At 68.5% G+C, this 25,784-nt stretch carries 25 protein-coding genes; 18 read left to right on the forward strand and 7 right to left on the reverse strand.

Features of this window, described 5'->3' with window-relative positions:
- The first annotated feature begins 1 nt into the window (after nt 1).
- From ACFSXZ_RS17775 to ACFSXZ_RS17800, 6 genes are read left to right on the forward strand one after another with little or no spacing between them, the layout of a single operon-like run.
- Entirely contained in the window at nt 2–232 is a 231-nt protein-coding gene (locus tag ACFSXZ_RS17775) for an acyl carrier protein (RefSeq protein WP_378266130.1), read from the forward strand.
- Nucleotides 225–941 (forward strand): SDR family NAD(P)-dependent oxidoreductase, encoded by a 717-nt coding sequence (locus ACFSXZ_RS17780; protein WP_378266131.1) that lies wholly within the window; start codon nt 225–227, stop codon nt 939–941. The genes ACFSXZ_RS17775 and ACFSXZ_RS17780 overlap by 8 nt, the downstream gene beginning before the upstream one ends.
- A complete protein-coding gene (locus ACFSXZ_RS17785) occupies nt 938–2,335 on the forward strand; it encodes an AMP-binding protein (protein WP_378266132.1) in 1,398 nt (465 codons plus the stop codon). The genes ACFSXZ_RS17780 and ACFSXZ_RS17785 overlap by 4 nt, the downstream gene beginning before the upstream one ends.
- The gene (locus tag ACFSXZ_RS17790) at nt 2,332–3,327 is read left to right on the forward strand and encodes a LuxE/PaaK family acyltransferase (protein ID WP_378266133.1); all 996 of its coding nucleotides are present in this window, start codon (nt 2,332–2,334) and stop codon (nt 3,325–3,327) included. The genes ACFSXZ_RS17785 and ACFSXZ_RS17790 overlap by 4 nt, the downstream gene beginning before the upstream one ends.
- Nucleotides 3,324–4,520, forward strand: a complete 1,197-nt coding sequence (locus ACFSXZ_RS17795) for an acyl-CoA reductase (protein ID WP_378266134.1) — start codon at nt 3,324–3,326, stop codon at nt 4,518–4,520. Before ACFSXZ_RS17790 ends, ACFSXZ_RS17795 begins: the two co-directional genes overlap by 4 nt.
- Before the next feature lie 28 nt (nt 4,521–4,548).
- Complete coding sequence (locus ACFSXZ_RS17800; RefSeq protein ID WP_378266135.1) at nt 4,549–5,073, forward strand: hypothetical protein; 525 nt, start codon at nt 4,549–4,551, stop codon at nt 5,071–5,073.
- Here ACFSXZ_RS17800 and ACFSXZ_RS17805 read toward each other — a convergent pair.
- Nucleotides 4,991–6,832, reverse strand: coding sequence for a DUF6541 family protein (locus ACFSXZ_RS17805; protein ID WP_378266136.1), 1,842 nt, complete (start codon nt 6,830–6,832; stop codon nt 4,991–4,993). The two genes, ACFSXZ_RS17800 and ACFSXZ_RS17805, sit on opposite strands and share 83 nt — an antisense overlap.
- Nucleotides 6,833–6,954: 122 nt before the next feature.
- Here ACFSXZ_RS17805 and ACFSXZ_RS17810 point away from each other — a divergent pair, with 122 nt between their 5' ends.
- A complete protein-coding gene (locus tag ACFSXZ_RS17810) occupies nt 6,955–8,109 on the forward strand; it encodes a hypothetical protein (RefSeq protein ID WP_378266137.1) in 1,155 nt (384 codons plus the stop codon).
- 97 nt (nt 8,110–8,206) lie between these two features.
- On the opposite strand, the gene ACFSXZ_RS17815 is transcribed toward ACFSXZ_RS17810, so the two are convergent.
- Nucleotides 8,207–9,022 (reverse strand): Cof-type HAD-IIB family hydrolase, encoded by an 816-nt coding sequence (locus ACFSXZ_RS17815; protein WP_378266138.1) that lies wholly within the window; start codon nt 9,020–9,022, stop codon nt 8,207–8,209.
- An 89-nt stretch (nt 9,023–9,111) separates the two neighbouring features.
- Here ACFSXZ_RS17815 and ACFSXZ_RS17820 point away from each other — a divergent pair, with 89 nt between their 5' ends.
- Entirely contained in the window at nt 9,112–9,999 is an 888-nt protein-coding gene (locus ACFSXZ_RS17820; protein WP_378266139.1) for an LLM class flavin-dependent oxidoreductase, read from the forward strand.
- Here the strand turns inward: ACFSXZ_RS17820 and ACFSXZ_RS17825 are convergent.
- The 3 genes from ACFSXZ_RS17825 to ACFSXZ_RS17835 are packed head-to-tail and all read right to left on the reverse strand — an operon-like array spanning nt 9,985 to nt 11,527.
- Nucleotides 9,985–10,926, reverse strand: a complete 942-nt coding sequence (locus ACFSXZ_RS17825; RefSeq protein ID WP_378266140.1) for a phosphotransferase — start codon at nt 10,924–10,926, stop codon at nt 9,985–9,987. The genes ACFSXZ_RS17820 and ACFSXZ_RS17825 overlap by 15 nt on opposite strands.
- On the reverse strand, nt 10,875–11,342 hold the full coding sequence (locus tag ACFSXZ_RS17830) for a glycine-rich domain-containing protein (RefSeq protein ID WP_378266141.1): 468 nt from the start codon (nt 11,340–11,342) through the stop codon (nt 10,875–10,877). Before ACFSXZ_RS17830 ends, ACFSXZ_RS17825 begins: the two co-directional genes overlap by 52 nt.
- A complete protein-coding gene (locus ACFSXZ_RS17835; RefSeq protein WP_378266142.1) occupies nt 11,339–11,527 on the reverse strand; it encodes a hypothetical protein in 189 nt (62 codons plus the stop codon). The genes ACFSXZ_RS17830 and ACFSXZ_RS17835 overlap by 4 nt, the downstream gene beginning before the upstream one ends.
- 241 nt (nt 11,528–11,768) lie before the next feature.
- Between ACFSXZ_RS17835 and ACFSXZ_RS17840 the strand changes: the two genes are divergently transcribed.
- The 7 genes from ACFSXZ_RS17840 (at nt 11,769) to ACFSXZ_RS17870 (ending at nt 19,425) form a co-directional block, all read left to right on the forward strand.
- Nucleotides 11,769–12,530: a GntR family transcriptional regulator gene (locus ACFSXZ_RS17840; protein ID WP_378266143.1), complete on the forward strand. Its 762-nt coding sequence runs from the start codon at nt 11,769–11,771 to the stop codon at nt 12,528–12,530.
- A 54-nt stretch (nt 12,531–12,584) separates the two neighbouring features.
- Nucleotides 12,585–13,811 carry a UDP-galactopyranose mutase gene (gene glf, locus ACFSXZ_RS17845; protein WP_378266144.1) on the forward strand — a complete coding sequence of 409 codons (1,227 nt, stop codon included), beginning with the start codon at nt 12,585–12,587 and terminating at the stop codon, nt 13,809–13,811.
- Nucleotides 13,804–14,337 carry a phosphatase PAP2 family protein gene (locus ACFSXZ_RS17850; RefSeq protein ID WP_378266145.1) on the forward strand — a complete coding sequence of 178 codons (534 nt, stop codon included), beginning with the start codon at nt 13,804–13,806 and terminating at the stop codon, nt 14,335–14,337. Before glf ends, ACFSXZ_RS17850 begins: the two co-directional genes overlap by 8 nt.
- Before the next feature lie 83 nt (nt 14,338–14,420).
- Nucleotides 14,421–15,290, forward strand: a complete 870-nt coding sequence (locus ACFSXZ_RS17855; RefSeq protein ID WP_378266507.1) for a decaprenyl-phosphate phosphoribosyltransferase — start codon at nt 14,421–14,423, stop codon at nt 15,288–15,290.
- Nucleotides 15,287–17,236, forward strand: coding sequence for an arabinofuranosyltransferase (locus ACFSXZ_RS17860; protein ID WP_378266146.1), 1,950 nt, complete (start codon nt 15,287–15,289; stop codon nt 17,234–17,236). Before ACFSXZ_RS17855 ends, ACFSXZ_RS17860 begins: the two co-directional genes overlap by 4 nt.
- Nucleotides 17,233–18,654, forward strand: a complete 1,422-nt coding sequence (locus ACFSXZ_RS17865) for a hypothetical protein (protein ID WP_378266147.1) — start codon at nt 17,233–17,235, stop codon at nt 18,652–18,654. The genes ACFSXZ_RS17860 and ACFSXZ_RS17865 overlap by 4 nt, the downstream gene beginning before the upstream one ends.
- 51 nt (nt 18,655–18,705) lie before the next feature.
- A complete protein-coding gene (locus tag ACFSXZ_RS17870; RefSeq protein WP_378266148.1) occupies nt 18,706–19,425 on the forward strand; it encodes a hypothetical protein in 720 nt (239 codons plus the stop codon).
- Nucleotides 19,426–19,468: 43 nt separating this feature from the next.
- Here ACFSXZ_RS17870 and ACFSXZ_RS17875 read toward each other — a convergent pair whose 3' ends face one another.
- Nucleotides 19,469–20,224: a decaprenylphospho-beta-D-erythro-pentofuranosid-2-ulose 2-reductase gene (locus tag ACFSXZ_RS17875; protein ID WP_378266149.1), complete on the reverse strand. Its 756-nt coding sequence runs from the start codon at nt 20,222–20,224 to the stop codon at nt 19,469–19,471.
- Nucleotides 20,221–21,612, reverse strand: coding sequence for an FAD-binding protein (locus tag ACFSXZ_RS17880; protein ID WP_378266150.1), 1,392 nt, complete (start codon nt 21,610–21,612; stop codon nt 20,221–20,223). Before ACFSXZ_RS17880 ends, ACFSXZ_RS17875 begins: the two co-directional genes overlap by 4 nt.
- 78 nt (nt 21,613–21,690) lie before the next feature.
- Between ACFSXZ_RS17880 and ACFSXZ_RS17885 the strand changes: the two genes are divergently transcribed.
- From ACFSXZ_RS17885 to ACFSXZ_RS17895, 3 genes are all read left to right on the forward strand, one after another.
- The gene (locus ACFSXZ_RS17885) at nt 21,691–22,164 is read left to right on the forward strand and encodes a GtrA family protein (RefSeq protein WP_378266151.1); all 474 of its coding nucleotides are present in this window, start codon (nt 21,691–21,693) and stop codon (nt 22,162–22,164) included.
- A complete protein-coding gene (locus ACFSXZ_RS17890; protein ID WP_378266152.1) occupies nt 22,164–24,083 on the forward strand; it encodes a glycosyltransferase in 1,920 nt (639 codons plus the stop codon). The genes ACFSXZ_RS17885 and ACFSXZ_RS17890 overlap by 1 nt, the downstream gene beginning before the upstream one ends.
- Before the next feature lie 179 nt (nt 24,084–24,262).
- Nucleotides 24,263–25,777, forward strand: coding sequence for a hypothetical protein (locus tag ACFSXZ_RS17895; protein ID WP_378266153.1), 1,515 nt, complete (start codon nt 24,263–24,265; stop codon nt 25,775–25,777).
- Nucleotides 25,778–25,784 lie beyond the last annotated feature (7 nt).

Genomic DNA, 25,784 nt, shown 5'->3' on the forward strand with positions numbered 1-25,784 from the left:
CGTGCACGAGAGGTTGCGGGCGGTTTTCATCGAGGCGCTGGACCTCGGCGCGGACGTCGATGTGGAAAACCTGAAATACCGCGATATCGGGGCGTGGGACTCGGTCGGTCAGATGAGCCTGGTCGCCGCCATCGAGGACGAGTTCGGTATCCGGCTCGAAACGGATCAGGTGATCGATTTGAACAGTTTCCAGGCCGCCGTCGCACTGGTGAAGGAGGCCCCCGGTGCCTAGCCTCCGCGGGCGCGTCGCGGTGGTCACCGGCGGGACGCGCGGGATCGGGCTGGCCACGGTTCGCGCGCTCGCCGACGCCGGGGCGGTGGTGGTGGCGACCGGACGGGACGAGACTCGCGCCAAGGAGGTCGCGCGCACGGTGCCCGGCACGGTCGAAGGACGGGCCCTCGACGTGACCGACGCCGGCGCGGTGAGCGCCGTGGTCCGCGGCGTGGCGAAGGAGTACGGCCGCCTGGACATCGTCGTGGCCAACGCCGGCGTGTTCGCCGACGGCGTCTTCGGCATGATCCGGGAGGAGACGGTCGGCGAAGTGCTGACCGTCAACGTCGCCGGCACCCTGCACACCGTTCAGGCCGCGGCTCGCGCGATGATCGGCTCCGGAAGTGGCTCGATCGTCGTGCTTGCGTCGGTCGCCGGCGAACGCGGCGCGGCCGGGCAGGGGGTCTACGCGGCATCGAAGGCGGCGGTGGCCGGGCTCGCGAAGACGGCGTCGAAGGAACTCGGGCGCCACGGCATCCGGGTGAACGCGGTGGCCCCCGGTCTGATCAAGACCGACCTCACCCGCGGCCTGACCGGTGACTTTCCCAGTGCGCTCGGCCGGCGCGGAGCACCCGAAGAAGTGGCGAAGGTGATCCGGTTCCTGGCGAGCAACGAGGCGTCGTTCGTGACCGGGCAGGTCATCGCGGTCGATGGGGGACTGGTCCTATGACGTTGATCGGCGAAGGCGCCAGGCTGGCCGACACGAGGACGGGCCGGACCCTCGGAGGCCGCGCGCTGAGCGCCGCGGTCGAACGGGAAGCCCTCGCGCTCGCCGTCCTGCCCGAAGGGGTGGTGTTCCTGCGCGCCGGCACGGATCTGCCGACCGTGCTGCGCTACCTCGCCGCGTTCGAGTCCGACCGGGCCGTCACGCTTGTCGACCCCGCCCTCGATTCGGGATCGCTGTCCCTGCTCGTCGACCGGTTCTCACCCGCCGCGGTGCTGGCCGCGCCCGAAGGCGAGCCTCCGGGCGGTTACACCGCGGACGGCGATCGCTGGGTTCGCGGGAGCGAGGGCGGAGTGCGGGTGCATCCCGAACTCGCCGTTCTCCTGCCCACCAGCGGCTCCACCGGAAACCCGCGCCTGGTCCGGCTTTCCCGCCGCGCGGTGGAGACCAACGCGCGGGCGATCGCGGACGTGCTCGGCATCACCGGGGACGATGTCGCGCCGACCAGCCTTCCCTTACACTACAGCTACGGGCTTTCGGTGCTGAACTCACACCTCGCGCGGGGCGCGACGGTGGTGATCGAACCGTCCGGCCTGCTCGGGCGCGGTTTCTGGGACGCGGTGGACAGCTACGGCTGTACGAGCCTCGCCGCGGTGCCCTACCACTACGAAGTGTTGCGCCGTCTGGGTTTCGACCCGGCGAGCCATCGGCGTCTGCGCACGCTCACGCAGGCGGGTGGCAAGCTGCGCACGGAACTGGTCACCGAGTTCGACGCGAAGATGCGGGCGGCGGGCGGTCGTCTCTATGTCATGTACGGGCAGACCGAGGCCGCGCCACGGATGTCCACGATGCCCGCCGGGCGGCTCGCCGACAAGCCCTCTTCGGTGGGGCCCGCGCTCCCGGGCGGCAGCTTCGGCATCCGGCACAACGACGGGTCGGAGACCACCCACCCCAAGATCACCGGCGAAATCGTCTACCGCGGGCCGAACGTGATGATGGGTTACGCGCAGCGGGAAGCCGAACTCGCGCTGGGTGAGCAGACCGGCGGCGTGCTCGACACCGGTGACTTCGGCTATCTCGACGACGAGGGTTTCCTGTCCGTCACCGGCAGGCTCAAGCGGATCGGCAAGGTCTTCGGCAACCGGATCAGCCTCGACGACCTGGAGCAGGCGGTTCGCGCGACGGGGCTCGGCATCGAACTCGTCGCCGCCGTTCCGGCCGACGACAAGGTGGTGCTCTTCGCCGAAGGCGCGGCCCAAGGCGTCTGCCGGATGGCCTCGCGGGCCCTGGCCGACCGGCTTCACCTGCACTCGTCCGGCTTCGACGTCCGGGGGATCTCCGCGATTCCGTTGCTGGCCAGCGGGAAGATCGACTATCAGACCCTGGTGGAGCAGGTGTGAGCCTGCTGCCACGCCTGGCCGAACTCACTTCCCACCACCGGCACCACTGCGCGGGCTACGACCGGATCCTCAGCGCGCTCCGGGTGGGCGACGAGTTCGCCGACCTCACCGATCTTCCCTGGCTGCCGGTGCGCCTGTTCAAGACCCATGTGCTCAAGAGCATCCCCGACGAAGAGGTGTTCACGGTTCTGTCTTCCTCGGGCACCAGCGGTTCCGGCGCTTCCCGGATCCATCTCGACCGGGCCGCCGCGGCCGCGCAGACCAGGCAGCTCGCCGCGACGCTGCGCACGGTCCTCGGCCCCGATCGCCTGCCGATGCTGATCGTCGACACCGCGCGGGTGGCGAGGGCCCGCTCCGCCCGCGCGGCGGGCGTGCTCGGCATGTCCACCTTCGGCCGGGCCCACACCTACCTGCTCGGCGACGACGAGCGCGCCGACCCGGTGGTGCTCCAGCGCTTCCTGGCCCGGTACGGCGGTGAGCCGTTCCTGATCTTCGGGTTCACTTTCCTGGTCTGGCAACACCTTTACGCCCTCGCCCGGGACCACCGGCTCGACCTGTCCAACGGGATCCTGATCCACTCGGGTGGCTGGAAGAAGCTCGCCGACCGTGCCGTCGGCAACGCCCGGTTCCGGGCGGCCTTCACCGCCGACACCGGGCTCACCCGGATCCACGCCTACTACGGCATGGTCGAACAGATCGGGACGATCCATCTGGAAGGGCCGTCGGGAAACGGCCTGTACTGCCCGGATGGCGCCGACGTGGTGATCCGGGACCCGCAAACCTGGCGGGAGCAGCCGGTGGGGAAGCCGGGGTTGATCGAAGTGCTCAGTACGTTGCCGACCTCCTACCCGGGCCATGTCCTGCTGACCGAAGATCTGGGCGTCTGCCACGGAATCGACGACGGCGACCGGCCGGGCAAGCGATTCTCGGTGCTGGGCCGGTTGCCGAAGGCCGAGCCGCGAGGCTGCTCCGACACGATCCGCGCGGCATGAACGTCACCTCGCTCTTTCCCGCGGACGCGCCCTTCCGGCTCGGGGACCTGACCGACGGGCCGACAGACGATTTCCTGACGGTGGCCGACGAGCGGATCGGGGACTTCCTGGCACGGCTCGGCCGCGCGCTGCTCAGACCGGCGATCGCGCGGGCCCACCCCGAACTCGCGCCACTGGGTTTCTTCTTGCGCCGCATGCCGGTCCCGCCCCGCGACGAAGTGCTGAGGGTGCCGCGTGGGCTGGTGTTCCACGTTCCACCAGCCAATGTGGACACTGTGTTCGCGTACTGCTGGGCGTTGTCCGCATGGAGCGGAAACCGGAACGTGGTCAAGGTTTCCGCGCGAGCGGGGGATGCGACCCGGGTCGTACTGGACGCCGCCAACGATTTACTGTCCGAAGTGGACAGTGTGGTGGCGCGGACCCAGCGGGTGATCGGCTACGGCCACGACGACGCGATCACCGCCGCGCTGTCGGAGGCGGCCGACCTCCGGGTGGTCTGGGGCGGTGACGCGTCGGTGCGCGCGCTGCGCCGGTTTCCCCTGGCTCCCCATGCCCGCGACCTGACCTTTCCGGATCGTTCCTCGTTCGCGGTGATCTCCGTGCCAGGTTGGCGCCGGTCGACCGCACGGCAACGGCGGGCCGCGGTCGAGGGCTTCCGCGACGACACGTTCTGGTTCGGTCAGGCCGCCTGCTCGTCACCGCGTGGTGTCTTCTGGATCGGCGACCCGGATGACGGGCGGAGCGCCGCCAGGGAGTTCCGTGGCCTCCTGACGGCGGTCGTGGCGGAGAAGGGGTACTTCCCCGACCCGGCGATGGCGGTCCAAAAGCGAGTCTCCGCCTACGGCGCCGCCGCGGACGGGCGCGTCCGGCTGATCGAGTTCGACAGCGAGGCCGTGGCGACACTCGAATTGACCGAACCCGCGGCGTTACCGCGTGCCTGGCTGGGGCCCGGTGTATTCACTCATTCGTGGGTCAAAAGCCTCGACGATTTGCGACGGATTGTCTGCCGGAAGGATCAGACCGTCACCCATTTCGGGTTCGACCGGGCGGAGTTGGTCACCTTCGCCCGGAAACTGGCCGGGCGTGGTGTCGACCGCATCGTCCCGTTCGGCTCCGCGCTGGCGTTTTCGCCCGTCTGGGACGGCTACGACCTGCTCACCGAATTCACCAAAGTGGTCACGGTTTCGTCCTGAGCAAGAGTGGCTGCTAACGTCGGAAAAGGTGAGCGGAAGAAAAGCCGATTTGGTGCGCTGGGCGGCGCTCGTGGTGGTCGCCGGATTCGCGGTCCGCGAAATCACCGCGCACTGGGCGCAATTCCGGGACACGCTCGGCGGTATCGGCTGGATGACCTTCATCGCGAGCTCGAGTGCTCTGGTCGCGAGCCTCGCGGTGTCCGCTTACGGGTGGCAGGCGGTGGTCGACGGGCTCGGCGAAGGCGTGGGGTACCGCTGCGGCGCGCGGATCTGCCTCGTCGGCCAGCTCGGCAAGTACGTGCCAGGGTCGGTCTGGGCGTACCTCATGCAGATGGAACTGGCCCGCCAGGCCGGTTTGTCCCGAGCGCGAGTGTTCACCGGCTCACTGATCTACGCCGCCATCGGCCTGGTCGCCGCGGCGCTGGCCTACGCGCTCGCGTCGCGGGTGATGTTCACTCTGGCCGACCTGGTCACGACGTCGCTAGCAGCTGGTACACCACGGCGTCGGCGTTCCGGTAAGCCACTCGAAGGAACGGCAGCCCGTCCAGATTGACCAGGCCGGGCTCCCGTGGTGCGTCATGCGGGAAGCCGCCGCGGCCGAGGATGACCCACCGGATGTGCATCCGCCGCACGACCGCACGCACCCGTGAATCCGTCGCGTAGTCGCGGAAACGCGCTGCCAGCAGGACGTATTCGGGCGTCGGCAGGGCCGGGTCGTAGTGCGCGGCGACGGTCCGCACGCCGCTGATCGCGTATGTCCACGCTGAGCCGTCCGCGCGGTCGTTCATCGCCCAGTCACCGGGTGCGGCGAGCCTGCCCAGCGCGAGCATCGCCTGCTTTTCGGCGTGGCTGACCGGGAGATCGTCTTCCGCGATGCCGTCGTGTGGTCCGTACCCCTTTTCGATCACGACGGCGTTGGACACGGTGTAGAGCGCATTGCTGGCGACGTAGAAGGTGGCGAACGTCAGCACGGCGACCGCGGGCGCGAGGGAGAACCGGTCGCGCAGGTATCGCTGCACTTCGGCCAGCCCGTGCCCGGCGAGCACACACAGCGGCACAGCGGACAACGCGACAAGCCGGTGCGGATCGTTCCACCACGGCCGCGACAGGGCCTTCACGAACGGGCTTCCCATCGACAACACCAGGACCGCGAGCAGTCCGGTCAGCAGCGCGCTCGCGGCGATCCAGCGCAGCTCACCGAGCCGCCGCCAGGCGATCAGGCCGCCGAGCAGGGCGGCGGCGAGCCACAGTTGTGCGTGTGCCTCGGTGTTCTGGAAGGTGAGCACGATGCCCACGGCCTTGTTGGTGGTCGTCTCGGTGGGCCAGCCGTTGTACGGCAAGGCTCCCGCGGCGAGTCCGATCGCGCCGGCCAGCTGGAACCACCCGGCGAGCACGCAGGCGGCGGCGACCGGGAGCAGCTTCACCAGGGTTCGCCGATGCCGGATGAGCAGCGGCAACGCGAACAGAATCCCGCCGAACAGCGTGGAGGAGTGAATGGTGAGCAGGCCGAGCGCGACGGCGGTGAGCAGGAATCCGGTGTCACGCCCAGGCCGCCGGAGGTACTCGGCGAGCGCGACGGCGCCGACCGGGGTCAGGGCGAGACCCAGCAGGAAGGGCAGCAATGGGCCATGGTCGAGCGATTCGTACAGCAGCGTCACCGGCGCCACGCAGACGAGCGCCACGGCTCCCGCCAGCACCGCGCGCCCCCGGAACCGCCGGACCAGCACCACCATCGACAGTGCGAGCAGGCCGGGCAGCAACACCGAACCGGAGTCGAGGACCTCGGGAATTCCGGAGCCGGTAAGCCGATAGATCAACGACCCGATCAGGTGATACGCATTGGGATAGAACAATCCGTTCGGGTACCAGTTGAGAGTACCCATTCCGGTGAGGCTGCCATCGCCGGTTTCGGCGATGTAGCGAATTCCGTTGCCGTGGTAGACCGCGTCGTAACCCTGGGGAACCGCGTCGATCCTGCCGATGCCGATCAGCACCGTGCGTGCCCCGGCCGTCGCGGCGGCGAGCAGGCAGCCGAGCACCGCCAGGTGACCCCGTCCGTCCCACAGGCGATCGGGCCCCGGCTTGCGGCCGAGCAGCCACGCGAAGGCGGCGAACACCGCGGTCGCGGCCAGGAACGACATCACGGTGAACCGGATTCCGGCCAGCGCGTACCAGGGACCCGCCAGGCCGGCGACGCAGTAGGTGAGCACCGGGGCGAACCCGGCGAGCAGCCAGCCCCTGGCCCCCGCGAGGGCACCGACCAGCGCGCCGGGAAGGAATATCACCAACAGGGAAACGAAGATCGTGAGCAAGGTTCAATCCGTGGTTTCGAGAAACGATTTCCGAACCAGCACGATACTTTCCGTGAGAGTTTTGCGCTGTCACGGAGGGCGGGCGCGACGTGGGGGTTCGGGGCCGGGTTTTGCTACCGTTCGTGCTGGCGCTTGCCCTGGTCGAGCAGTTGTTGTTCGGCACGATGGGGGAAAGTGCTTTCGTTACTTTCCGGTACGCCGAGAACATCGCGGCCGGGCACGGCGCGGTCTTCGACCTGGGTGAGCCGGCCGTGGCACCGGCGAACTTCGCCTGGCTGGTCGTGGTCACGCTGCTCAAGGCGATGTTCGGTCTCGACGTGGCGGCGTCCGCGATGGTCCTGAGCATCGTCTGCGTGCTCGGCTGTGTGGTGCTTTCCCACCGGCTCGGCGGCCCGTTCGGGCCGCTCGCCGCGGTGCTCACCACCGCGGCCGCGGTGCCGGCGGCCTGCCGCCTCACCGGTACCGAAATGGGTCTGTTCGTGCTGCTCCTGCTGGCGGTGGCGAGCGCGCTCGCCGGCGGGCACACCGTGGTCGCCGGGGTGCTCGCGGCGCTGGCCCTGATGACCAGGCCGGAGGGGGCGATACCCGCCGTACTGGCCGGGATCTGGCTCGCGGTGGGTGCGGTGAAGCGGCGGTGGAGCTGGTGGGCGCCCCTTGGCTACCTGCTCGGCGGGTTCGTGTTCGTGGCGCCGTGGTTCACCTGGCGGGCCCTGTCCCCGGACCGGCCCCTGAGCGCCGCGGCGGCCGTGGCGTGCGGTCCGGCGACCTACGGTTTCCTGGGGGTCACCCTCCTTTCGGTGGGCAGCGCCGTGCTCCTCGCCCGGCGCCGGTCGGCACCGCGTCCTGCCCCGCGCGCGGTGACCGGCATCGTGCTCGCCGTGTGCACGCTCAGCCTGACGATCTCGGCGGCGGCGTGGTCCGGCGTGACCCATCGCCGGGCACGGACCGAGGAGGCGAAGGAGATCGGCTCCTGGCTGGCGGAGTGGCTGCCACCCGGTTCGGTGATCGACGCGAGGGGGAACGCCGCGCTCGCCTACGCGGCGGGCCCGCGTCTGGTCGTGGCCGACGATCCTGCCGTCACCCGTCCGGCGCTGGTCGCCTACACCCCGGCGCGGGACTGCGCCGGGCTCCCGGGGCCGTACGAATCGGCGACCTTCCAGCGCGTGGCCACCGGCGCCTGGATCACCGTCTACCCGCGCGAAGACGTCTTCGGGAGCATCCTCGGCCGCCTGACCGCCGACCCGCGCCTGACCTACGCGCCGTGCCCGCGGCCATGACCCCTGACTGTCGCGCGGAGCGCGTCCGTCGAGGGCGGCGGTGGGGCTGGATGTGGCCGCGCGGAGCCTCTTCGAGGGTGGCGGTGGTGAGACGGGTCTAGAACCACCGTTCGAGGACCTGGGCGACGCCGTCCTCGCTGTTGGGGCCGGTGACCTCGTCCGCGACGGCCAGGACCGCCGGATGCGCGTTGGCCATCGCCACGCCGTGCCCGGCCCACCGCAGCATCTCCACGTCGTTGGGCATGTCACCGAACGCGATCGTCCGTTCCGGGGACACGCCCAGTCGCTCGGCGACCTCGGCGAGGCCGGTGGCCTTGGTGATGCCCCTCGCGGCGACCTCGATCAGCCCGAAACCGGCCGAGAAGGTGATGTCCACCGACGAGTCGAGCACGGCGCCCGCCGCCGCGGCCATCTCGTCGGATTTCATCCCCGGGTGACTGACCAGCAGTTTTATCGCCGGCCGCCCGATCACCTCGGCGCGGGGCGACTCCATGCCCTCACCGTCACCCCACGGGTTGCGGTAGCCCGGCTCGATGACCAGGTTCCGCACCTCCGGGTCGATCGCCCTGGCACCGATCCGCTCGGCGGCGAACCCGCAGCCGGGCAGCGCTCGCTCCAGTTCGGCCACCACGCCGGTCAGCAACATGGGCTCCAGCAGGCCGTTCACCGCCACCACCCGGTCGGCACCGATGTCGTAGAGCACCGCGCCGTTGGCGCACACCGCATAGCCGGTGAGGCCCGCGGCACTGGCCACCGAGGGAATCCACCGGGGCGGGCGCCCGCTGGCCAGCACGACGGGCACGCCGGCCTGACCGGCACGGCCGACCACCTCCGCGGTGCGCGGGGACAACCGCTCGAACGGGTCGAGCAGGGTGCCGTCCACGTCGGAGGCGATCAGTTGCGGTTTCTCCACCTGGCCATTGTCCCAGAGCCGCGGAGGTGCCCCCGCGTTCCCGGCCTCACAGCGTCAGCGCGCTGACGTTGCTCTAGTAGCGTGGCCGGGTGCGCGTTGGCATCGTGATCCTTCCCGAAGACCGCTGGTGGGCAGCCGAGCCCAAGTGGCGTGCCGCCGAGGAATACGGTTTCGACCACGCCTGGACCTACGACCATCTGGGCTGGCGATCCCTGGTCGACGGCCCGTGGTTCAGTTCCGTCCCGACGCTGACCGCCGCCGCGACCGTCACCTCGACGATCCGCCTCGGCACGTTCGTCGCCTCGCCGGTCTTCCGGCACCCGGTGCCCTTCACCCGCGAGCTGATCACCCTGGACGACGTCTCCGACGGCAGGCTCCTGGTCGGCCTTGGCGCCGGTCCCGCCGCACCGGCCTACGACGCGGTCGTGCTGGGACAGCCCGAGCTGACCGCCCGGCAGCGGGCCGACCGGTTCGCCGAGTTCACCGAGGCGCTGCACGGCCTGCTCACCACGGACTACTTCGACTACCAGGGCACGCACTACACGATCCGCCAGGCACGGAACCTGCCCGGCCCGGTGCGGCGGCCGCGGATGCCGTTCGTGATCGCCGCCAACGGCCCCCGCACCATGCAGGTGGCCGCCCGCTTCGGCTCCGGGTGGGCGACGAACGGCCTGCCCTCCGACCACACCGACGGGTGGTGGAAGTCGGTGGCCGAACTGTCCGCGACCTTCGACGACATCATGGAACGCACCGGGCGCGACCGGCACGACGCGGCCCGTTACCTCCAGCTCGACGCCGGACCGGTGTACTCCCTGTCCAGCGTCGACTCCTTCACCGACGCCGTCGGCCGCGCGGCCGAACTCGGCTTCACCGACGTCGTGACCCACTGGCCACGGTCCGGAACACCGTACGAAGGCCGCGAATCGGTCCTCGAAGAGATCGCCGCCGACATCCTCCCCGGCCTAACCGGCCGATGAGCCGAGCCGGTACTTTGCCCACCTTTGGGCCGCTGACGTCAATGCTGCTCGATGGGGCAACGGGTCGGTGCGCTGGAGGTACTCCCATGCGCCCCAGATCGACACGGCGAATGCGGTGAGCTTGGGTTCGGAGGTTGCCCGCCAAGCCGGGAGCAGACCGGCCCATGCTTCGGCTGATTCCGGCGTATGCCCTGCGTGGATGAGTCGGATGACGAGGAGCGCGGCGTCGGTCGCCGCGTCGCCTTTGCGTGACCATGCCCAATCCACTATCCACGCGCGGCCTTCGCCGACGAGGATGTTGAGCGGGTGCAGATCGGTATGGACGAGGCCGTCGCCGTCGGCCCATTCGATCCCCTTGGCCTCCCATTTGAGGAGTTGATCAAGCCGGTCCCGTGGCCAAACGTCCAGATAGTCCGGCATGGCGGCAAGCCTTTTCCATCCGCTCAGCCACCGCCACTTGTCCGCGAGTCCGGGCGCGCGAGCCGTGCAGTGAGCCAGTGCGTCACTGGTAGTGGCCATAGCGTCGGCCACAAGCGCTAGGCCAGGGGAGCCGGGCGATAGATCCGCATGTCGCCCGCCGACGTGTTCGAAGCCGAGCAGCAACCACTCAGCTACTTCGGACACCCAAGCCAGGCGTGGGGCAACCGGAGGCAACCACGGATTGATGTACGCCTCGTGCCGTTGGGCGCGTCCCCTCGGCCCGTTCGCGTCAGCTGTGCCCTTGCAGAACACCCTTCCGTCGGCCATGTGCAGAGTGGCCGAGAAGTCGGCGTTTCGCCCCCCGGAAGCAACCTGAGCTCGAATGACGCGCCCGCACCGGTGCTCGATCGCGGCGCGCACCGGTGCGGGCAGGTCAGCCCAGCCAGGACGGGTCATTAATTCCTTCCAGGCGGCGGTGGCGGATCGTCGTAGCAGCCGTTCTTGCATTGCGAGCAGTTCGCGTTCACCGGCCAGAGGTCCTGGTCGACCGCGAACCCGGCGTCCATGATCGCCTCGACGGTTTGCGCCAGCTTCGCACGGGCGGTCTCGCCGCTTGCGGCGGGCTCACCGTCCGCACGAACGTGGTGCAGGAACCGGCCGCCGATGCGTTGGCAAAAGTCTTTGTATTCCCGGGTGTAGAGGATGAATGTGTGCCATCCGACGTCCACGAGTTCGCTGGGGGTCAGGTGCGCGCGGTGGTACCGTGCGCAAGTCCCGAGGAAGGCCAGCGCCTGGTCCATGATCCTCGCAGCCAGGTCGTAGGTCTTGCCGTCGTCCGTGACGATTCGTGAAACCAGCCGCTCGAAGAGATCTTGCGGAATCAGAGAACGGCCAGTGACTCTGTCCGTTACCACAGCGGTCATGCGAACTCCTTTGCATCGGTTTTCATCTCTTGTTTGTCCAGCGCATGCGTGGACACCGGCGTGATGTAAGTGCCTTTGGAACGGACGGTGACCACGAGGCCGTGCCTGCGTAGCAGCGCGATCGCGCGACGGGCAGTGCCCAGCGAGACGCCGTGCTTCTGAGCGAAGTCGGCCTCGCAGGGCAACGGTTACCACGGCGTGAGTTCACCGCTGTGTATCTGCGTCGCGATGTGATTCGCCAACTGCTCATATCGGTAGGCCCGTGGGTCGGGCCACGGTGCCGTGGTTTCCGGCGCTTGTGTGACCTCACGTAACGGCCGCAATGTGATCGACTCTTCCACCAGCCTCCTACTGGATAAGACGTCATTACCAGTTGCAGTATGAAGCGGAGGGCGATAGCTGGTCAAGACGAGTTAACCTGTTGGCATGGTGGATCGGACGAGCGGTGTCCCGGCCTTCCGGCAAGTGGCGGCCGACCTGCGAGACAAGATTTCGGCCGGTGCTTACCCTCCTGGCGCCCGGTTACCAAGTGAGCGGGACCTCGTGGATACCTACGGGGTTTCGAGGCCGACGATTCGCCAAGCGGTAGACGCTCTCCGCGTGGAGGGCATCGTCATCACGGAGCACGGGAGAGGAGTCTTCGTGAAGCCAACTCCCAGCATTCGGCGTCTGTCTCGTCACCGGCTCTCGAAGGAGGCGCGGGCCCGCAACCAGGGGGCGTTCCTTGCCGACGCCGAGGCGCACGGCTTCAAGCCGTCCTCGACGGTGAAGGTCCGCTTCGAGTCCGCTGACGATCGTGCGGCCGGGTATCTCGCGGTAGAGCAGGGCGAGGAACTCACGGTTCGGGACCGCGTGATGCGGGCCGATGGGGCCGTCGTGCAACTTGCTGTTTCGAGGCTTCCACGCCGGTTCACCACGGGATCAGCCATTGAGCAGGTCGACACCGGTCCAGGTGGGACGTATGCGCGCCTGGAGGAGGCCGGGCACGTCCTCGGTAGCTATGCCGAGCATGTCGGTGCCCGCATGCCGACGCCGGACGAGGCTTCGGCGCTTCAGCTCGGCCAGGGTGTTCCCGTCGTCACAGTGACCCGCGTGGCGTACCGGGAAGACGGGGTGCCGCTGGAGATGAACGACATGGTGTTGTCGGCCGATCGGTACGAACTGTCCTACGAGTGGGCGGCGGACTAGGTGATCTGGCGGCCGGTGCGGTCGCGCTGGGTAGCGTAGGTACGCTCGGCTGCCGTGAGCGAGCACACCAAGCAGACAGACTTCACTGAGGCCGACTTCACCGGTTTCGACCTGATCGTGGTCGGTTCCGGGTTCTTCGGGCTGACCGTGGCCGAGCGCGCCGCCACCCAGCTCGGCAAGCGCGTGCTCGTGCTGGAACGGCGCGCCCACATCGGTGGGAACGCCTACTCCGAGCCTGAGCCGGAGACGGGTATCGAGGTGCACCGCTACGGAGCGCACCTGTTCCACACCTCGAACAAGCGGGTGTGGGACTACGTCAACCAGTTCACCGAGTTCACCGGCTACCAGCACCGCGTGTTCGCCCGCCACGCCGACCAGGTCTACTCCTTCCCGATGAACCTGGCGCTGATCAACCAGTTCTTCGGCAAGTCCCACACCCCGGACGAGGCGCGCGCGCTGATCGCCGAGCAGGCCAGCGAGATCGACACCAAGGACGCGCAGAACCTCGAAGAGAAGGCGATCTCGCTGATCGGGCGCCCGCTCTACGAGGCCTTCATCCGCGGGTACAACGCGAAGCAGTGGCAGACCGATCCGAAGGAACTCGCGGCGTCGATCATCACGCGGTTGCCGGTGCGGTACACCTTCGACAACCGCTACTTCAACGACACCTACGAGGGCCTTCCCGTCGAGGGCTACACCGCGTGGCTGGAGAAGATGGCGAACCAGCCGGGCATCGAAGTCCGGCTCAACGTCGACTACTTCGACGTCCGGGGGCTGATCCCGGCCGGCACCCCCACGGTGTACACCGGTCCGCTGGACCGCTACTTCGACTACTCCGAGGGCAGGCTCGGCTGGCGCACGCTGGACTTCGAGCAGGAAGTCGTGCCGACCGGTGACTTCCAGGGCACTTCGGTGATGAACTACAACGACGAGGACGTCCCCTTCACGCGGATCCACGAGTTCCGGCACTTCCACCCGGAGCGGGACTACTACCCGAAGGACAAGACCGTCATCGTCCGCGAGTACTCGCGGTTCGCCAAGGAAGACGACGAGCCCTACTACCCGATCAACACCCCGGACAACCGCGCCATGCTGGAGCGTTACCGCGATCTGGCCAAGCAGGAGGCGGCCGAGCGGAACGTGCTGTTCGGCGGCCGGCTGGGCACGTACAAGTACCTCGACATGCACATGGCGATCGGATCAGCGCTGTCCGTCTTCGACAACAAGATCGCGCCGCACCTGACCGACGGCGCTCCTCTTGACGGGAGTTTGGATGCTTAAAAAGGCCATCTCCGCCGGTTCGCGCGAGATCAAGGTGCTCGCCACCGCGCAACGGGCCCTCAAGCGGCCCGGCGCGGTGCGGGCCGCCCGCGGGTTGTCCCACTTCGGTGAGCACAGCATCGGCTGGTTCGCGGCCGGGCTCGTCGGCGCGGCCGTTGACCGCGAACACCGCAAGGACTGGCTGGTCGCGGCGGCCGGTGTGGTCGGCGCGCACGCGGCGTCCATCGCGGTCAAGCGGGTGGTGCGCCGCCCGCGCCCGGAACACGAAAGCGTGGAAGTCCTGGTCGGCACGCCGAGCAAGCTGAGCTTCCCGTCTTCGCATGCCACCTCCACGACGGCGGCGGCGGTTCTCTACTCTGGACTGACGGGGCGTAACCTGGTGCCCGCCCTCGTCCCGCCGATGCTGGCCTCACGGCTCGTGCTCGGCGTGCACTACCCGACGGACGTGCTGGCGGGCGCGGCGCTCGGCGGCGCGGTCGGTGGTCTGCTGCGCAGGAAGATCCGCAAAAGGGGAAGCCGCTCGTGACCAAATCAATCAATGAGGCTGCCACGGACGAGACAGAGGCCGAGCCGGCCGCCACCACGGTCCAGACCGCCAAGGGCGGTCCCATTCGCATGATCTTCGGCGTGGTGAAGACCGCGCGCCCGCGCCAGTGGGCGAAGAACGTGCTGGTCTTCGTCGCGCCGTTCACCGGTGCGAAGATCACCAACGGACCGGTGCTCCTCGACGCGCTGATCGCGTTCGCGGCCTTCTCGCTGGTGGCCTCGTCGGTGTACCTGATCAACGACGCGATCGACGTCGAGGCCGACCGTGCGCATCCCACCAAGCGCAACCGGCCGATCGCGGCCGGGATCGTGCCGGTGCCGGTGGCCTACGTCGCCGCGGTGGTGTTCTTCGCGGCCGGTCTGGCGGTCGCGTTCCTGGCCAACCCGAACCTGGCGATCGTGCTCGGGGTGTACGAGGCGGTGCAGCTCGGCTACTGCTTCGGGCTCAAGCACCAGCCGGTGATCGACCTGGCCATCGTCGGGTCGGGCTTCCTGATGCGCGCGATCGCCGGTGGTGTGGCGGCGAGCATCACGCTGTCGCAGTGGTTCCTGCTGGTGACGGCGTTCGGTTCGCTGTTCATGGTGGCGGGCAAGCGGTACGCCGAGATCATGTTGTTCGAACGCACCGGCGCCAAGATCCGGTCTTCGCTGAAGAAGTACACGGCGAGCTACCTGCGGTTCGTGTGGGCGACCGCGGCCGCGATCCTGATCATGTCCTACGCCTTGTGGGCGTTCGACCTGCGGGTTCGCGCGGAGGGCTCGGTCTGGCCGGTGATCTCCATGGTCCCGTTCGTCATCGCGGTGCTGCGGTACGCGGTCGACGTCGACGGTGGCACGGCCGGTGAGCCGGAGGAGATCGTGCTGAAGGACCGGATCCTGCAGGTCCTCGGTGTGCTGTGGGTGGCCACTCTCGGGATCACGTTCTACCTGTGACGACCGTTCACGATCGGGTGGAATCACCGGACCCTCAGGCGGATCGGGACTCCTCGGCGGACCACTCCGGTGAAGCACGCCTGACCCTGCTGGGGCCGGGGCGCACGTTCGCCGAACTGGCGATCGGTGTGCTGTTCGCGGTGGTGTTCAGCCTGGCGCTGCAACTGGCCGCGGGCCGGATGCACGTCGACCCCGGCACCAACGTGCCTGCCGCGCTGCTCAACCTGGCCGTCGCGGTGATCCTCGTGGTGCTGTTCGCGCTGATCGGCTTCGGCTTGGCGCGCGGCTGGCCCTCGTGGGTGAAGGTCGGCGGCGCCTGGGCCGTGCTGACCGCGTTCACCACCCTGCTCTTCGCGATCCCCCTGCAGGCCAGCAGGTTCTTCCTGGGCGGGTCCTCGGTCGACAACACGTTCCGGCTGCAGTACATGGAGCGCATGGCGGCCACCGGCTCGCTGACCGATCTGAACTACCACGGCCTCGCCCCGTACTACCCGGGCGGCTGGTTCTGGCTCGGCGGCCGTTTCGCCAACCTGCTCGGCTGGGACGGCTGGGCGGCCTACAAGCCTTACGCGATCACGTGGATCGCTCTGTCTTCGGTGGCCGCGTTCGTGCTGTGGAGTCTGGTGGTGAACCGGCGCCTCGCGGTGCTGGTCACCCTCGTGACGGTGCTCGCCGGGGTGCTTTCGGTAGCGGTCGACGAGCCCTACGCGTGGCCGAGTTCGGCCTGCCTGCCGCCGATCGCGGTGCTGGCCTGGAAGGTCCTGCGCCGTCGCGACCGCGCGCCCGCCTGGACGATCGTGCTGATCGGCGGCTACCTCGGGTTCTGTGGGATCACCTACACGTTGCATCTGGTGTTCGGGGTGCTGGTCGTGGTGGCGCTGGCCCTGCTCGCCGGTTTCCTCGACGTCCGCCAGGGTGCCGCGGCCGGGGAGGTCACGCGGCGCCTGCTGCTCCGGCTGGTCGGTATCGGCGCGCTGACCGCGCTGCTCTCGCTGGTCACCTGGGGCCCGTTCATCCTCGCGGGCGGTCTCGGCAAACCGAACGTCGCCGCACACTTCCTGCCCGACTCCAGCGCCAACTTCCCGACCCCGTTCGTGCCGGGCAGCGTCTTCGGCGTGCTCTGCCTGGCCGGGCTGGTGTGGATGGTCGTCCGCGCGCGGCGGCAGCCGGTGGCGCTGGTGCTGCTGGTCATCACCGCCGCGGTGTACCTCTGGTTCGCGGTGTCCACGCTCGCGCTGGTCGTGCACACCACGTTGCTGGCCTTCCGGTTCGTGGCCACCATCGACATCGCGCTGTCGGTGGCCGGTGTCTTCGCCGGGGTCGAACTCGTCCGGGCGGTGGGCCGCCAGGTCCGGCCGGTCGAGGTCGCCGCCTTCGTGCTCGCCTTCGCCGGCGCGCTGGCCATGGTCCAGACCAGTGTCGGGTCCTCGATGAAGGACTCGATCGGGCTGGCCGAGTCCGACTACTACGCCGACGGCCACAACGCGAAGGGCCAGCACGATCCCGAAAAGGACGGGGCGTGGACGGGCGAGCTGATCGCGACGATCAACACGGTGTCCGGACGCGCGCCGGAGGGCAACGTCGTGCTCTCCGCCTACGACCGGCTGCTGTGCTTCCAGCCGTACTGGGGTTTCCAGCAGACCACCCCGCAGTACGCGAACCCGCTCGCCGGTTACGTGCAGCGCAACGCGGAGATCAGGCACTGGGCCGATTCGGCCACCGCGAACGACCTGCTCGCGCGGCTCGCTGCGAACCCGCACGAGGCGCCCAACGTGTTCGTGCTCCGCAAGGACGGCGACAGCCTGGTGATGCCGATCGCATCGGACTCCTTCCCGCAGGGCTCCCCGGTGCACATCGACGATGTCCGGTTCTCCCCGAAACTGTTCGCCTCACCTCGCTTCGTCACCAGGGAGGTCGGCCCGTTCGCCGTTATCGTTGAACGGTGAGGTCGAGCAGGTGGCTTCCGCCGGTCGCTGCCGTGCTGTCCGGATTGGCCTTCCTGCTGACCGCGGACAGCTTGACGGATGACGCCTACATCACCCTGGACTACGCGAAGAACCTCGCGGTCCACGGCGAGTGGGCACTCATCCCCGGGCACACCGCGAACACCGCCACTTCGCCGCTCAACGTGGGGCTCATCGGCTTCTTCACGCTGCTGACCAGGGTCTCGGGCTCGGCGCACACGATCATCGCGCTGGGCGTGGTGAACGTGCTCGCGGGCGCGGTCCTCGGCTGGGGCTGGGCGCGGCTGCGCCTGCCCGTGGCGGCCATCCTGCTGGTGCTGGCCAACCCGTTGGTGCTCTCCGCCGTCGGTCTCGAGGTCCTGTTGATCCCGGCGGTACTGATCCTGCTGGTCGTCTTCGCCGACGAGGGCCGTCCGGTCGCTTTCGGTGTCGCGGCGGGCCTGACGCTGCTGACCCGGCTCGACCTGATCGTTTTCCTGCCGCTCATCGGTATCGCCCTGGGGGCACGGCTCGCCAGGGCGCTGGGGCCGATGCTGCTGGTCGCTCTGCCCTGGTACGCCTTCAGCTGGTTCGCGTTCGGCTCGGCGGTGCCGGACACCCTGGTCATCAAGCAGTTGCAGCGGAGCTTCGGCGGGGCGGGCTACTTCGCCACCGGTTTCGACCAGATGTGGGGAACCGACCTCAAGACGGTACTGACCTTCCTGCCCGCCGAACTGGGCACGATCGCGTTGGTGGCCTGGCTGGTCTCCGGCCGGTTCGGTCCCTTCGGCGGGCTCGGCGCGGGCGGGCTCGCCTACTACGCGATGTACTCGTTGCTCGGTGTGCCGCCCTACCACTGGTACTACGTGCCACCGGTGGTGGCGCTGACGATCGCCGGAACCGGGATCGTTTCGGAGACACTTTCGCCGCAGAGGGTGGCGGGCGGCGTGCGGAAGTCACCCCGCTGGGCGGTCTTCGCCTTCGCCCTGGTTCCGCTCCTCGTCGCCGGCTATCTGCCTGCCTTCACCGGCCGTGGGGTGCCGTGGACGTCTCCGCCGTTCTTCGGCAACTGGGCCAGTGCCACGGACTACGCCCGAGTCGGCAGGGAGCTTCGCGCGCGGATCGACGGTGCCCCGGTCGGGGCGCCCGGCGAGATCGGCACGATCGCGTACTTCTGCGACTGCGCCATCATCGACGGGTTTTCCGATCGCGGTCTCCTGGGTCCCGAGATCGACAAGCGTATCGCCGAAGCCGGTCCGGTCATGCGACCGCTGCTGAAGGTGGACTACGCCCGATTCGACCGTTCTCGCCCGCCGGTCCGGCTCGCGTACCAGCTCCGTTACGGTCCGGGGCCCGGAGAATGGACGGTGTACTCCGCCGCGAAAGGCGTCGGCCACTTCACGTTGGAAACCGTTTCCTAGTTTGCGGCCCGGGGCGGCCGGGGTGAAGATGTCGGCAGGAGGGCGTCCCCGATGAGTTACCCCCTGTACAGACGTGGCACGTTCGCCGTGCTGGGCGGGTCTTCCTATCCGGTTTCCTACACCGCCGGTGACGACTACGCGCGTTTCTCCGACGGAGAACCGGTGGAGGTGGACGGCTGCGACCGACTGTTCTCGGTGCAGGTCTACGCGACCTACCGGGGGCACACCGTGCTCGTCGACGACGTGGGCGTCACCGGTTCGGCTCGCGTGATGGACGCGGAATGGGACGGGGCGTGGGCCATCGAAAACGGTTTCGTCCAGGAAAAAGCCTACGAATACTTCAAGACGGTCGATCTGCGGGACCTTCGCGACTACTACGAGAAGCAAAGCGATCTGCTATTCGTCCGGTGGCGCGACGCCCGTTTCGTGCGCCCCACCGGACAGGATGAACCCGGCGAGGCCGGCGTGTCGGGAGTTTTCGACGGCAGGCCGCGTTCCGGCGTACTGTCCACTGAGGACGGCCGGATGGCGGCCGTGACCACTCGTGCCGAGTACCTCGGATATCCCTGTGAAATAGCGGGGATCGCCGTCGGCGGCGCGACCCGCATCTACTCGCTCGCCGCCGACGAGACCCGCGCCGAGGCCGACGGGTTCGTCTTGGGCGACAACGGACGGTGGGCGAAGACGGTGCACATCTATGACCTCGCGCGCTATCACGAACACCACACGGACCTGCTGTTCGACCAGTGGCGTCAGCAACTCCCGGACTGACCACGTCCCCGGCGGACGGGCGCCCGCCGGGGGATGACCGGGATCAGATCGGGAGCTTGCGGAAGATCGGCCGCGGCACGTGCCGGAGGATCGACATGACCACCCGGAACTGGGCCGGTGCCCACACCAGGTCCTTGCCCTTGCGCACGGCGTCCACCGCGATGTCGGCGACCTGCTCGGCGGTCTGCTCGAGCGGCGCCTTGCCCATGCCCTCGGTCATCTTGGTCCGCACCTGGCCGGGCCGGACCACGGAGACCGTGACGCCGTGCGGCTTCAGCGCTTCACCGAGGCCCAGGTAGAAGCCGTCGAAACCGGCCTTCGTGGAGCCGTAGAGGAAGTTCGAGCGGCGGACCCGTTCGCCGGCCACCGACGACAACGCGATCACCGCGCCATGCGCCTGCGTCTTGAGCCGGTTCGCGAGCGCGACGCCGACCGACACGGCCGCGGTGTAGTTGACGGTCGCCAGTTCCACGGCCTTGGCGTGGTCCTGCCACACTTCTTCGGCGTCACCGAGGAGTCCGAACGCGACCACGGTCACGTCGATGTCACCGCCGCTGAACGCCTGCTCGATCATCTTCGGGTGTGAGCCGATGTCCGCCGCGTCGAAGTCCACTTCGGACACTTCGGCGCCCTGGGTGCGAAGCTTTTCGGCGGCCGCTTTCCGGCGTTCCGAGGGCCGTGCCGCGAGCACGACCCGAATCGGGCGCTCGGCGAGGTATTTCCCGGCGATCGCCAGCGCGATGTCCGAGGTGCCGCCGAGCAGCAGCAGCGACTGGGGGTTTCCTACCGCGTCGATCACAGCTCGAGCCTCCGGCTCATGTCTGAGGCGAAAACGCCTTCGGGGTCGACGGAATGGCGCACCTTGCGCCACTCGTCCAGGCGGGGGTACATCTTCGCGAACAGTTCGGCGTCGGTGCGGGAGTCCTTGGCGGTGTAGAGCCGCCCACCCGCGACGATCACGTCCTGATCGAGTTCGCGGCAGAACTTCCCGAGTCCCTCCTTGATCGGGAAGTCGACGCTCAGCATCCAGCCGGGAGACGGCCAGGAAAGCGGCGCGCGGTTCGCCTCGCCCATCCGCTTGAACACGTTGAGGAAGGAGTAGTGGCCGGACTCCGCGATCCGGCGGCACAGGTGTTTCAAAGCGTCCTCGCGGCCGAACGGGACCGAGAACTGGTACTGCAGGAAGCCCTTCGAACCGTAGGCGCGGTTCCATTCGCCGAGCATGTCCAGCGGGTGATAGAACTGCGTCAGATTCTGGATCTTGCCCCGCACCCCGCGCTGCGGAACCGTGCGCTGCCACAGGTTGTTGAGCAGCCCGAAAGTGAGCTTGTTGCCCAGCCCGTTGGGGAAGACGTCGGGCAGCGTCATCAGTTGCGGCGCGTCGAACTTCAGCGGGTCGGCACGGAGTTTGTCCGGAAGCTGGTCGACCGTGGCCAGCGAACCGCGCGAGAACGTGGCGCGGCCGAGCCGGGGGCCGGTGGAAATGAGATCCGGCACCGCCATCGAATAGTCGTAGTTGAGATCCGAACCGTCGGTGAACAGCGCGAGCGTCTCGTCGAGATTCGCGGTGCGGTCCGCGTCGACGGAAAAGTACGCCGTCTCGGTCCGCTTCATTTTCACCGCCGCGCGCACCACGATTCCGGTGAGCCCGACGCCACCGACGGTGGCCCAGAACAGTTCCGACTCCGGACCGTCCGGGGTGAGCGTGCGGATCGTGCCGTCGGCGACCAGCAGATCCATGGCGACGACGTGGTTTCCGAAACTACCGGCGCTGTGGTGGTTCTTGCCGTGGATGTCGTTGGCGATCGCGCCACCGATCGTCACCTGGCGGGTGCCGGGCAGCACCGGGACCCACAGCCCGTACGGCAGCGCGGCCTTCATCAGCTGGTCGAGGCTGACCCCCGCGTCGACGTCCGCGACCGCCGTGTCCGGGTCGATCGAGTGAATTCTGTCCAGGGCGGTCATGTCGATCACCAGGCCGCCCGCGTTCTGCGCGGGGTCGCCGTAGGAACGGCCCAGTCCGCGGGCGATCACGCCCCGCGCGCCGGCCTGCGTCACCGCGCGGGCGATGACCTCCACGTCAGGGGTGCTGAGCACGTCTGCGACCGTCGGGGCGGTCCGGCCCCACCCGGCCAGCGTCCGCCGCTCGGTCTGCGGTATCGCGTTCACCCGGCCCAGGGTAACCATGCCCGACCGTGGCCTTGGACGGAGGCGCTTCTACACTTTCCCCGGTCCGCCAATTCGCGAGCCGGTGAGGTAGTTGAAGTGGTGTCCACGGAACCGCAGGAGTCGGCACAGGTTGCCAGTGACGCGCCGGGTCTGATCGGTCAACTGGTGCGTTTCGCGCTGATCGGTGGCTTCTGCGCACTACTCGATTACGGCACGTACACCGTGGAACGGATACTGGGCATGGATTCGTCGCCCTGGGTGAACATCGCCCGGGCGATCAGTTTCATCGTCGGGACGACGACGGCCTATTTCCTTAACCGCAAGTTCACATTCTCTGCGGGACGCAGGGAAGGCGGGAGCCAGGTCGGCGGATTCGTGCTGTTGTACACCGTGACGTTCTTCGTCGCGGTCGGCATGAACGCGTTGATGCTGGCGGTGTTGCCCGGCACACTGTGGCAACAGCCCACCTTCGCCTGGGTGATCTCGCAGGGCACCGCGACGGCCATCAACTTCGTGATGTTGAAATGGGTCGTGTTCCGCGAGCCGAAGCTGGAGGAGAAGACACCATAATGGCCGCAAGGGCGACAACCACCAGGGCGAAGAACGCTGCCGCGACGAAGGAGCAGACCACGTTCTCCGAGCACACTCCGCACGGCAGACTGACCGCACAGCGGGGCCTCTTCTCCGGCCCTTCCCCGGTGGTGCCCAAGGACCTCTACGTGGAGGTGCTCGAGGGGGAGGCCACCCGTAAACGGGACAGTGTCGCCCTCGAAGAGTCCTCGACGGTCTCCGCCAACACCTACTTCGGCCGTTTCCCGGCCAGTTACTGGCAGCGCTGGACCACGGTGCGTGAGGTCCGCGTGGAACTGGTCGTCACCGGTTCCGGCCGCCTCGCCGTGCGTGCCTCGGACGTGGAGGGCGAGCCGAGGACGGTCGCCGCCCAGGACGTCGAGAACGCGGAACTCACCGTCGTCACCTTCGACCTCAAGATCGACAAGTTCTTCGACGGCGGCGCGCTGTGGCTCCACCTGGAGACGGAGGCTGGACAGCGGCTGACCGTCGAGCGGGTTCGGTGGTCCGTCGAGCCGCCGGAGAAGGTGCGGCCCACCGCGGTGACGATCTGCACGATGAACCGCGCCGACGACTGCCTCGCCAATCTGCGCGCGCTCGCCGACGACCTGACCTCGCTGGACACCCTCGACGCGATCTACGTCGCCGACCAGGGCACCGACCGCGTCGACTCCCGGGAAGGGTTCCCGCAGGTCGCGAAGGACCTGGGCGAGAAGCTGCACTACATCAACCAGCCGAACCTCGGTGGCGCCGGCGGCTTCACCCGCGGCCTGTTCGAGGTGGCCGGGCACACCGCCACCGAGCACGCGAACGTGCTGTTCATGGACGACGACGTGCTGCTCGAACCCGACCTCATCGTCCGGATGACGGCGTTCTCCAACCGTGCCGCCAACCCGGTCATCGTCGGTGGCCAGATGCTCAACCTGCTGCACCCGCACCAGTTGCACGTCGGGGCGGAGTACGCCCGGCTGAACACTCTGGAGCCCGGCCTGCCGGTCAAGCACAGCCTCACCACTGCGGACCTGCTGGGGGTCGACGAGGAGACCGGCAAGCCCAACCGCCAGGAGCGCCGCCTCGACGCCGGCTACAACGGCTGGTGGTCGTGCCTGATCCCGTACGAGGTGGTCAAGGCGATCGGTTATCCGCTGCCGTTCTTCTTCCAGTGGGACGACGCCGAGTACAGCTACCGCGCCCGTGGCCACGGTTTCCCGACGGTGACGCTGCCCGGCGCCGGGGTCTGGCACGCGGACTTCTTCTGGAAGGACTGGGACGAGTGGCACCGGTACTTCAACCTGCGTAACTCGATCATCACCGCGGCCCTGCACAGTGACTTCAACCTCGTGCTGCTCTGCCGGGTGCTGACCGCGCAGCTGGTCCGCTACCTGCTCGGCATGCAGTACGGCCTCTCGCACACGCTGATCAAGGCCATCGAGGACTTCCTCGAAGGGCCCGAGGTCCTGCGCGACGGTGGGGTCGCCGCGATGCAGGAGATCCGGGAACTCCGGTCGCACTACCCGGAGACCAAGCGGCACGACGCCACCGCGGTGCCCGGCATCGCGTCCAACGACATCGGCATCATCAACACGGCGCCGCGGCCCACCCTTCAGCGGCTCGTGCTGATCAAGCGGGTCGTCGACCGGCTTCGTGGCCGGTCGCGGTTCTCCCTCGGCGCCATCCCGCTCGACGAGGCGCACTGGTGGCACGTCGGGCTGTTCGAGACCGCGGTGGTCACCGACGCCTCGCAGGAGGGCGTGCGGGTGCGCAAGTACGACCGCGACCGCATGTTCAAGCTGGCCAAGCACGGTCTGCGCGTGATCAACCGGCTGCGCAAGGAAGGCCGGGCCGTGCAGGCGCAGTACCGCCGTGCCCTGCCCGAGCTGACCAGCCGTGAGAACTGGAAGCGCCTCTACAAGCTCTGAGCCCCCACGGGAAGCGGCGGTCACGTGCGTGACCGCCGCTTTTTCGTCTCGTCGGAACCGTCCGCCGCCTGCCGCCGTCATAATGAGGTTTCCGGCCGAAAGCGGGCTCACGCCTGCCCGGAAAACACTAAGCTCCGAACGGAAAGCGGCCTTCTCGACAGGGGTAAGGGGACGACGCGATGACTGCTCCGCAACCGCCGAAGACCTACGGCGACTCGAATCTGACCGCGCAGCAGATCACCGAGATGTCGTCCGGTGACAGAAAGCAGTACATCGCGCAGCACATGTCGCCCCAGGATCGCGACGGCTACCTCCAGCAAGCCGCCAGTGACCAGGCCGGGGGCGGTCCGTTCTTCCGGCGCATGTTCGAAGAAATAGCGGCGGAGGAGAAGGCCCAGCAGCAGTCCGATGCCTACCGGCAGCAGAGCATGCAGCAGGCGACCGGTGCGGACACCCGGTACGTCACCGGCCTCTCCCCGTCGGACATGAACTACCAGAGTGTCGACCACTCGCAGTTGCAGCAGTACGTCGACAGCGGCCTGGACGCCGGTCAGATCGGCGCGATGTCCGACGGCTACCACCAGATGTCGAGCACGTTCGACCAGATCGCCAAATCGCTCACCGACGCGGTGAACAAGTCGCAGGGCGAGTGGGAAGGCGACGCGGCGGAATCGGCCCGCGGGTTCTTCACCAGCCTGCAGCAGTGGGCCGACGGGAACTCGCAGAACGCGCGCCTGGCCTCCGAGGTCACCTACGAACAGTCCGACGCCGCTTCGACGGCGAAGAACACCATGCCGGCGCCGATCCCGTTCAGCTGGGCCTCCGAGGCGAAGAGTTGGGCCACGTCGAACCCGTTCGACCTCGTCGACAATGTGAAGGCGTCGGTGGCCAAGCAGAAGGAGAGCCAGGAGGCGCACGACCAGGCGGCCCAGGTCATGACGACCTACGACCACAGCCTCTACGGCGCCGCGTCGAAGCAGCCGGTGTTCGCCCAGCCCCCGAAATTCGACATGAGCACCAACGCCTCGGCCGTCAACGTGTCCGGCAGCATCGATGGGTCGGCGGCCTCTGGCTACAGCGGAGGTCCCGGCCTCGGTGGTGGAGGTGGCGGCGGGCACGCCTACTCGCCCGGCGGGGGCACGCCCGGCTCGGTGTCCGGGGTGACCGGTGCGCCCATCCTGAACGCCGGCGCGAAGATCGGGGCGGCCAACAACGCCCAGAAGACCCGTGCCCAGGGCTACCAGCCGCCCCCCGGTGCGGCGGGGCCGTCGGCGGCGGCCAACGCGGCGAACAACCCGCTCTCCGCCATGGGCGGGATGCCGATCGGCCCGATGGGCGGCTTCGGCGGGTTCGACGACGAGGCGGCCGGGGGAGGCTCGGGCAGGGCAGGCCGTGGCGGCGGCTTCGGGCCGGGCGCCGGCAGCGGGTTGGCCGCGGGCAGCGGCAGCGCCGCCGAGGGTGCGCGGACAGGCGTGCGTGCCGGTGGAGCGGGCGCGGCCGAAGCCGCGGGTGCCGCGGGCGGCCGTGGGGCGGCCGGACGCGGCGGCATGTCCGGTATGGGAGGTATGGGTCACGGCAAGGGCGAAGGTGAGGAGGACGCGGAACACCAGCGCCCGTCCTGGCTGGTCGAGGCCGACCCGGACGATGTCTTCGGCACCAACGAACGCACCGCGCCCCCGGTCATCGGGGAGTAGCCGTCGA

Origin of the sequence: Amycolatopsis pigmentata (genome assembly GCF_042684065.1) — a bacterium.
GTDB lineage: Bacteria > Actinomycetota > Actinomycetes > Mycobacteriales > Pseudonocardiaceae > Amycolatopsis_E > Amycolatopsis_E pigmentata.

Coding starts and splice junctions, on each gene's coding strand:
- ACFSXZ_RS17785 (WP_378266132.1), top strand. CDS start 938: ATGACGTTGATCGGCGAAGGCGCCAGGCTGGCCGACACGAGGACGGGC.
- ACFSXZ_RS17795 (WP_378266134.1), top strand. CDS start 3,324: ATGAACGTCACCTCGCTCTTTCCCGCGGACGCGCCCTTCCGGCTCGGG.
- ACFSXZ_RS17825 (WP_378266140.1), bottom strand. CDS start 10,926: ATGCAAGAACGGCTGCTACGACGATCCGCCACCGCCGCCTGGAAGGAA.
- ACFSXZ_RS17830 (WP_378266141.1), bottom strand. CDS start 11,342: ATGACCGCTGTGGTAACGGACAGAGTCACTGGCCGTTCTCTGATTCCG.
- ACFSXZ_RS17840 (WP_378266143.1), top strand. CDS start 11,769: ATGGTGGATCGGACGAGCGGTGTCCCGGCCTTCCGGCAAGTGGCGGCC.
- ACFSXZ_RS17850 (WP_378266145.1), top strand. CDS start 13,804: ATGCTTAAAAAGGCCATCTCCGCCGGTTCGCGCGAGATCAAGGTGCTC.
- ACFSXZ_RS17870 (WP_378266148.1), top strand. CDS start 18,706: ATGAGTTACCCCCTGTACAGACGTGGCACGTTCGCCGTGCTGGGCGGG.
- ACFSXZ_RS17880 (WP_378266150.1), bottom strand. CDS start 21,612: ATGGTTACCCTGGGCCGGGTGAACGCGATACCGCAGACCGAGCGGCGG.
- ACFSXZ_RS17890 (WP_378266152.1), top strand. CDS start 22,164: ATGGCCGCAAGGGCGACAACCACCAGGGCGAAGAACGCTGCCGCGACG.
- ACFSXZ_RS17895 (WP_378266153.1), top strand. CDS start 24,263: ATGACTGCTCCGCAACCGCCGAAGACCTACGGCGACTCGAATCTGACC.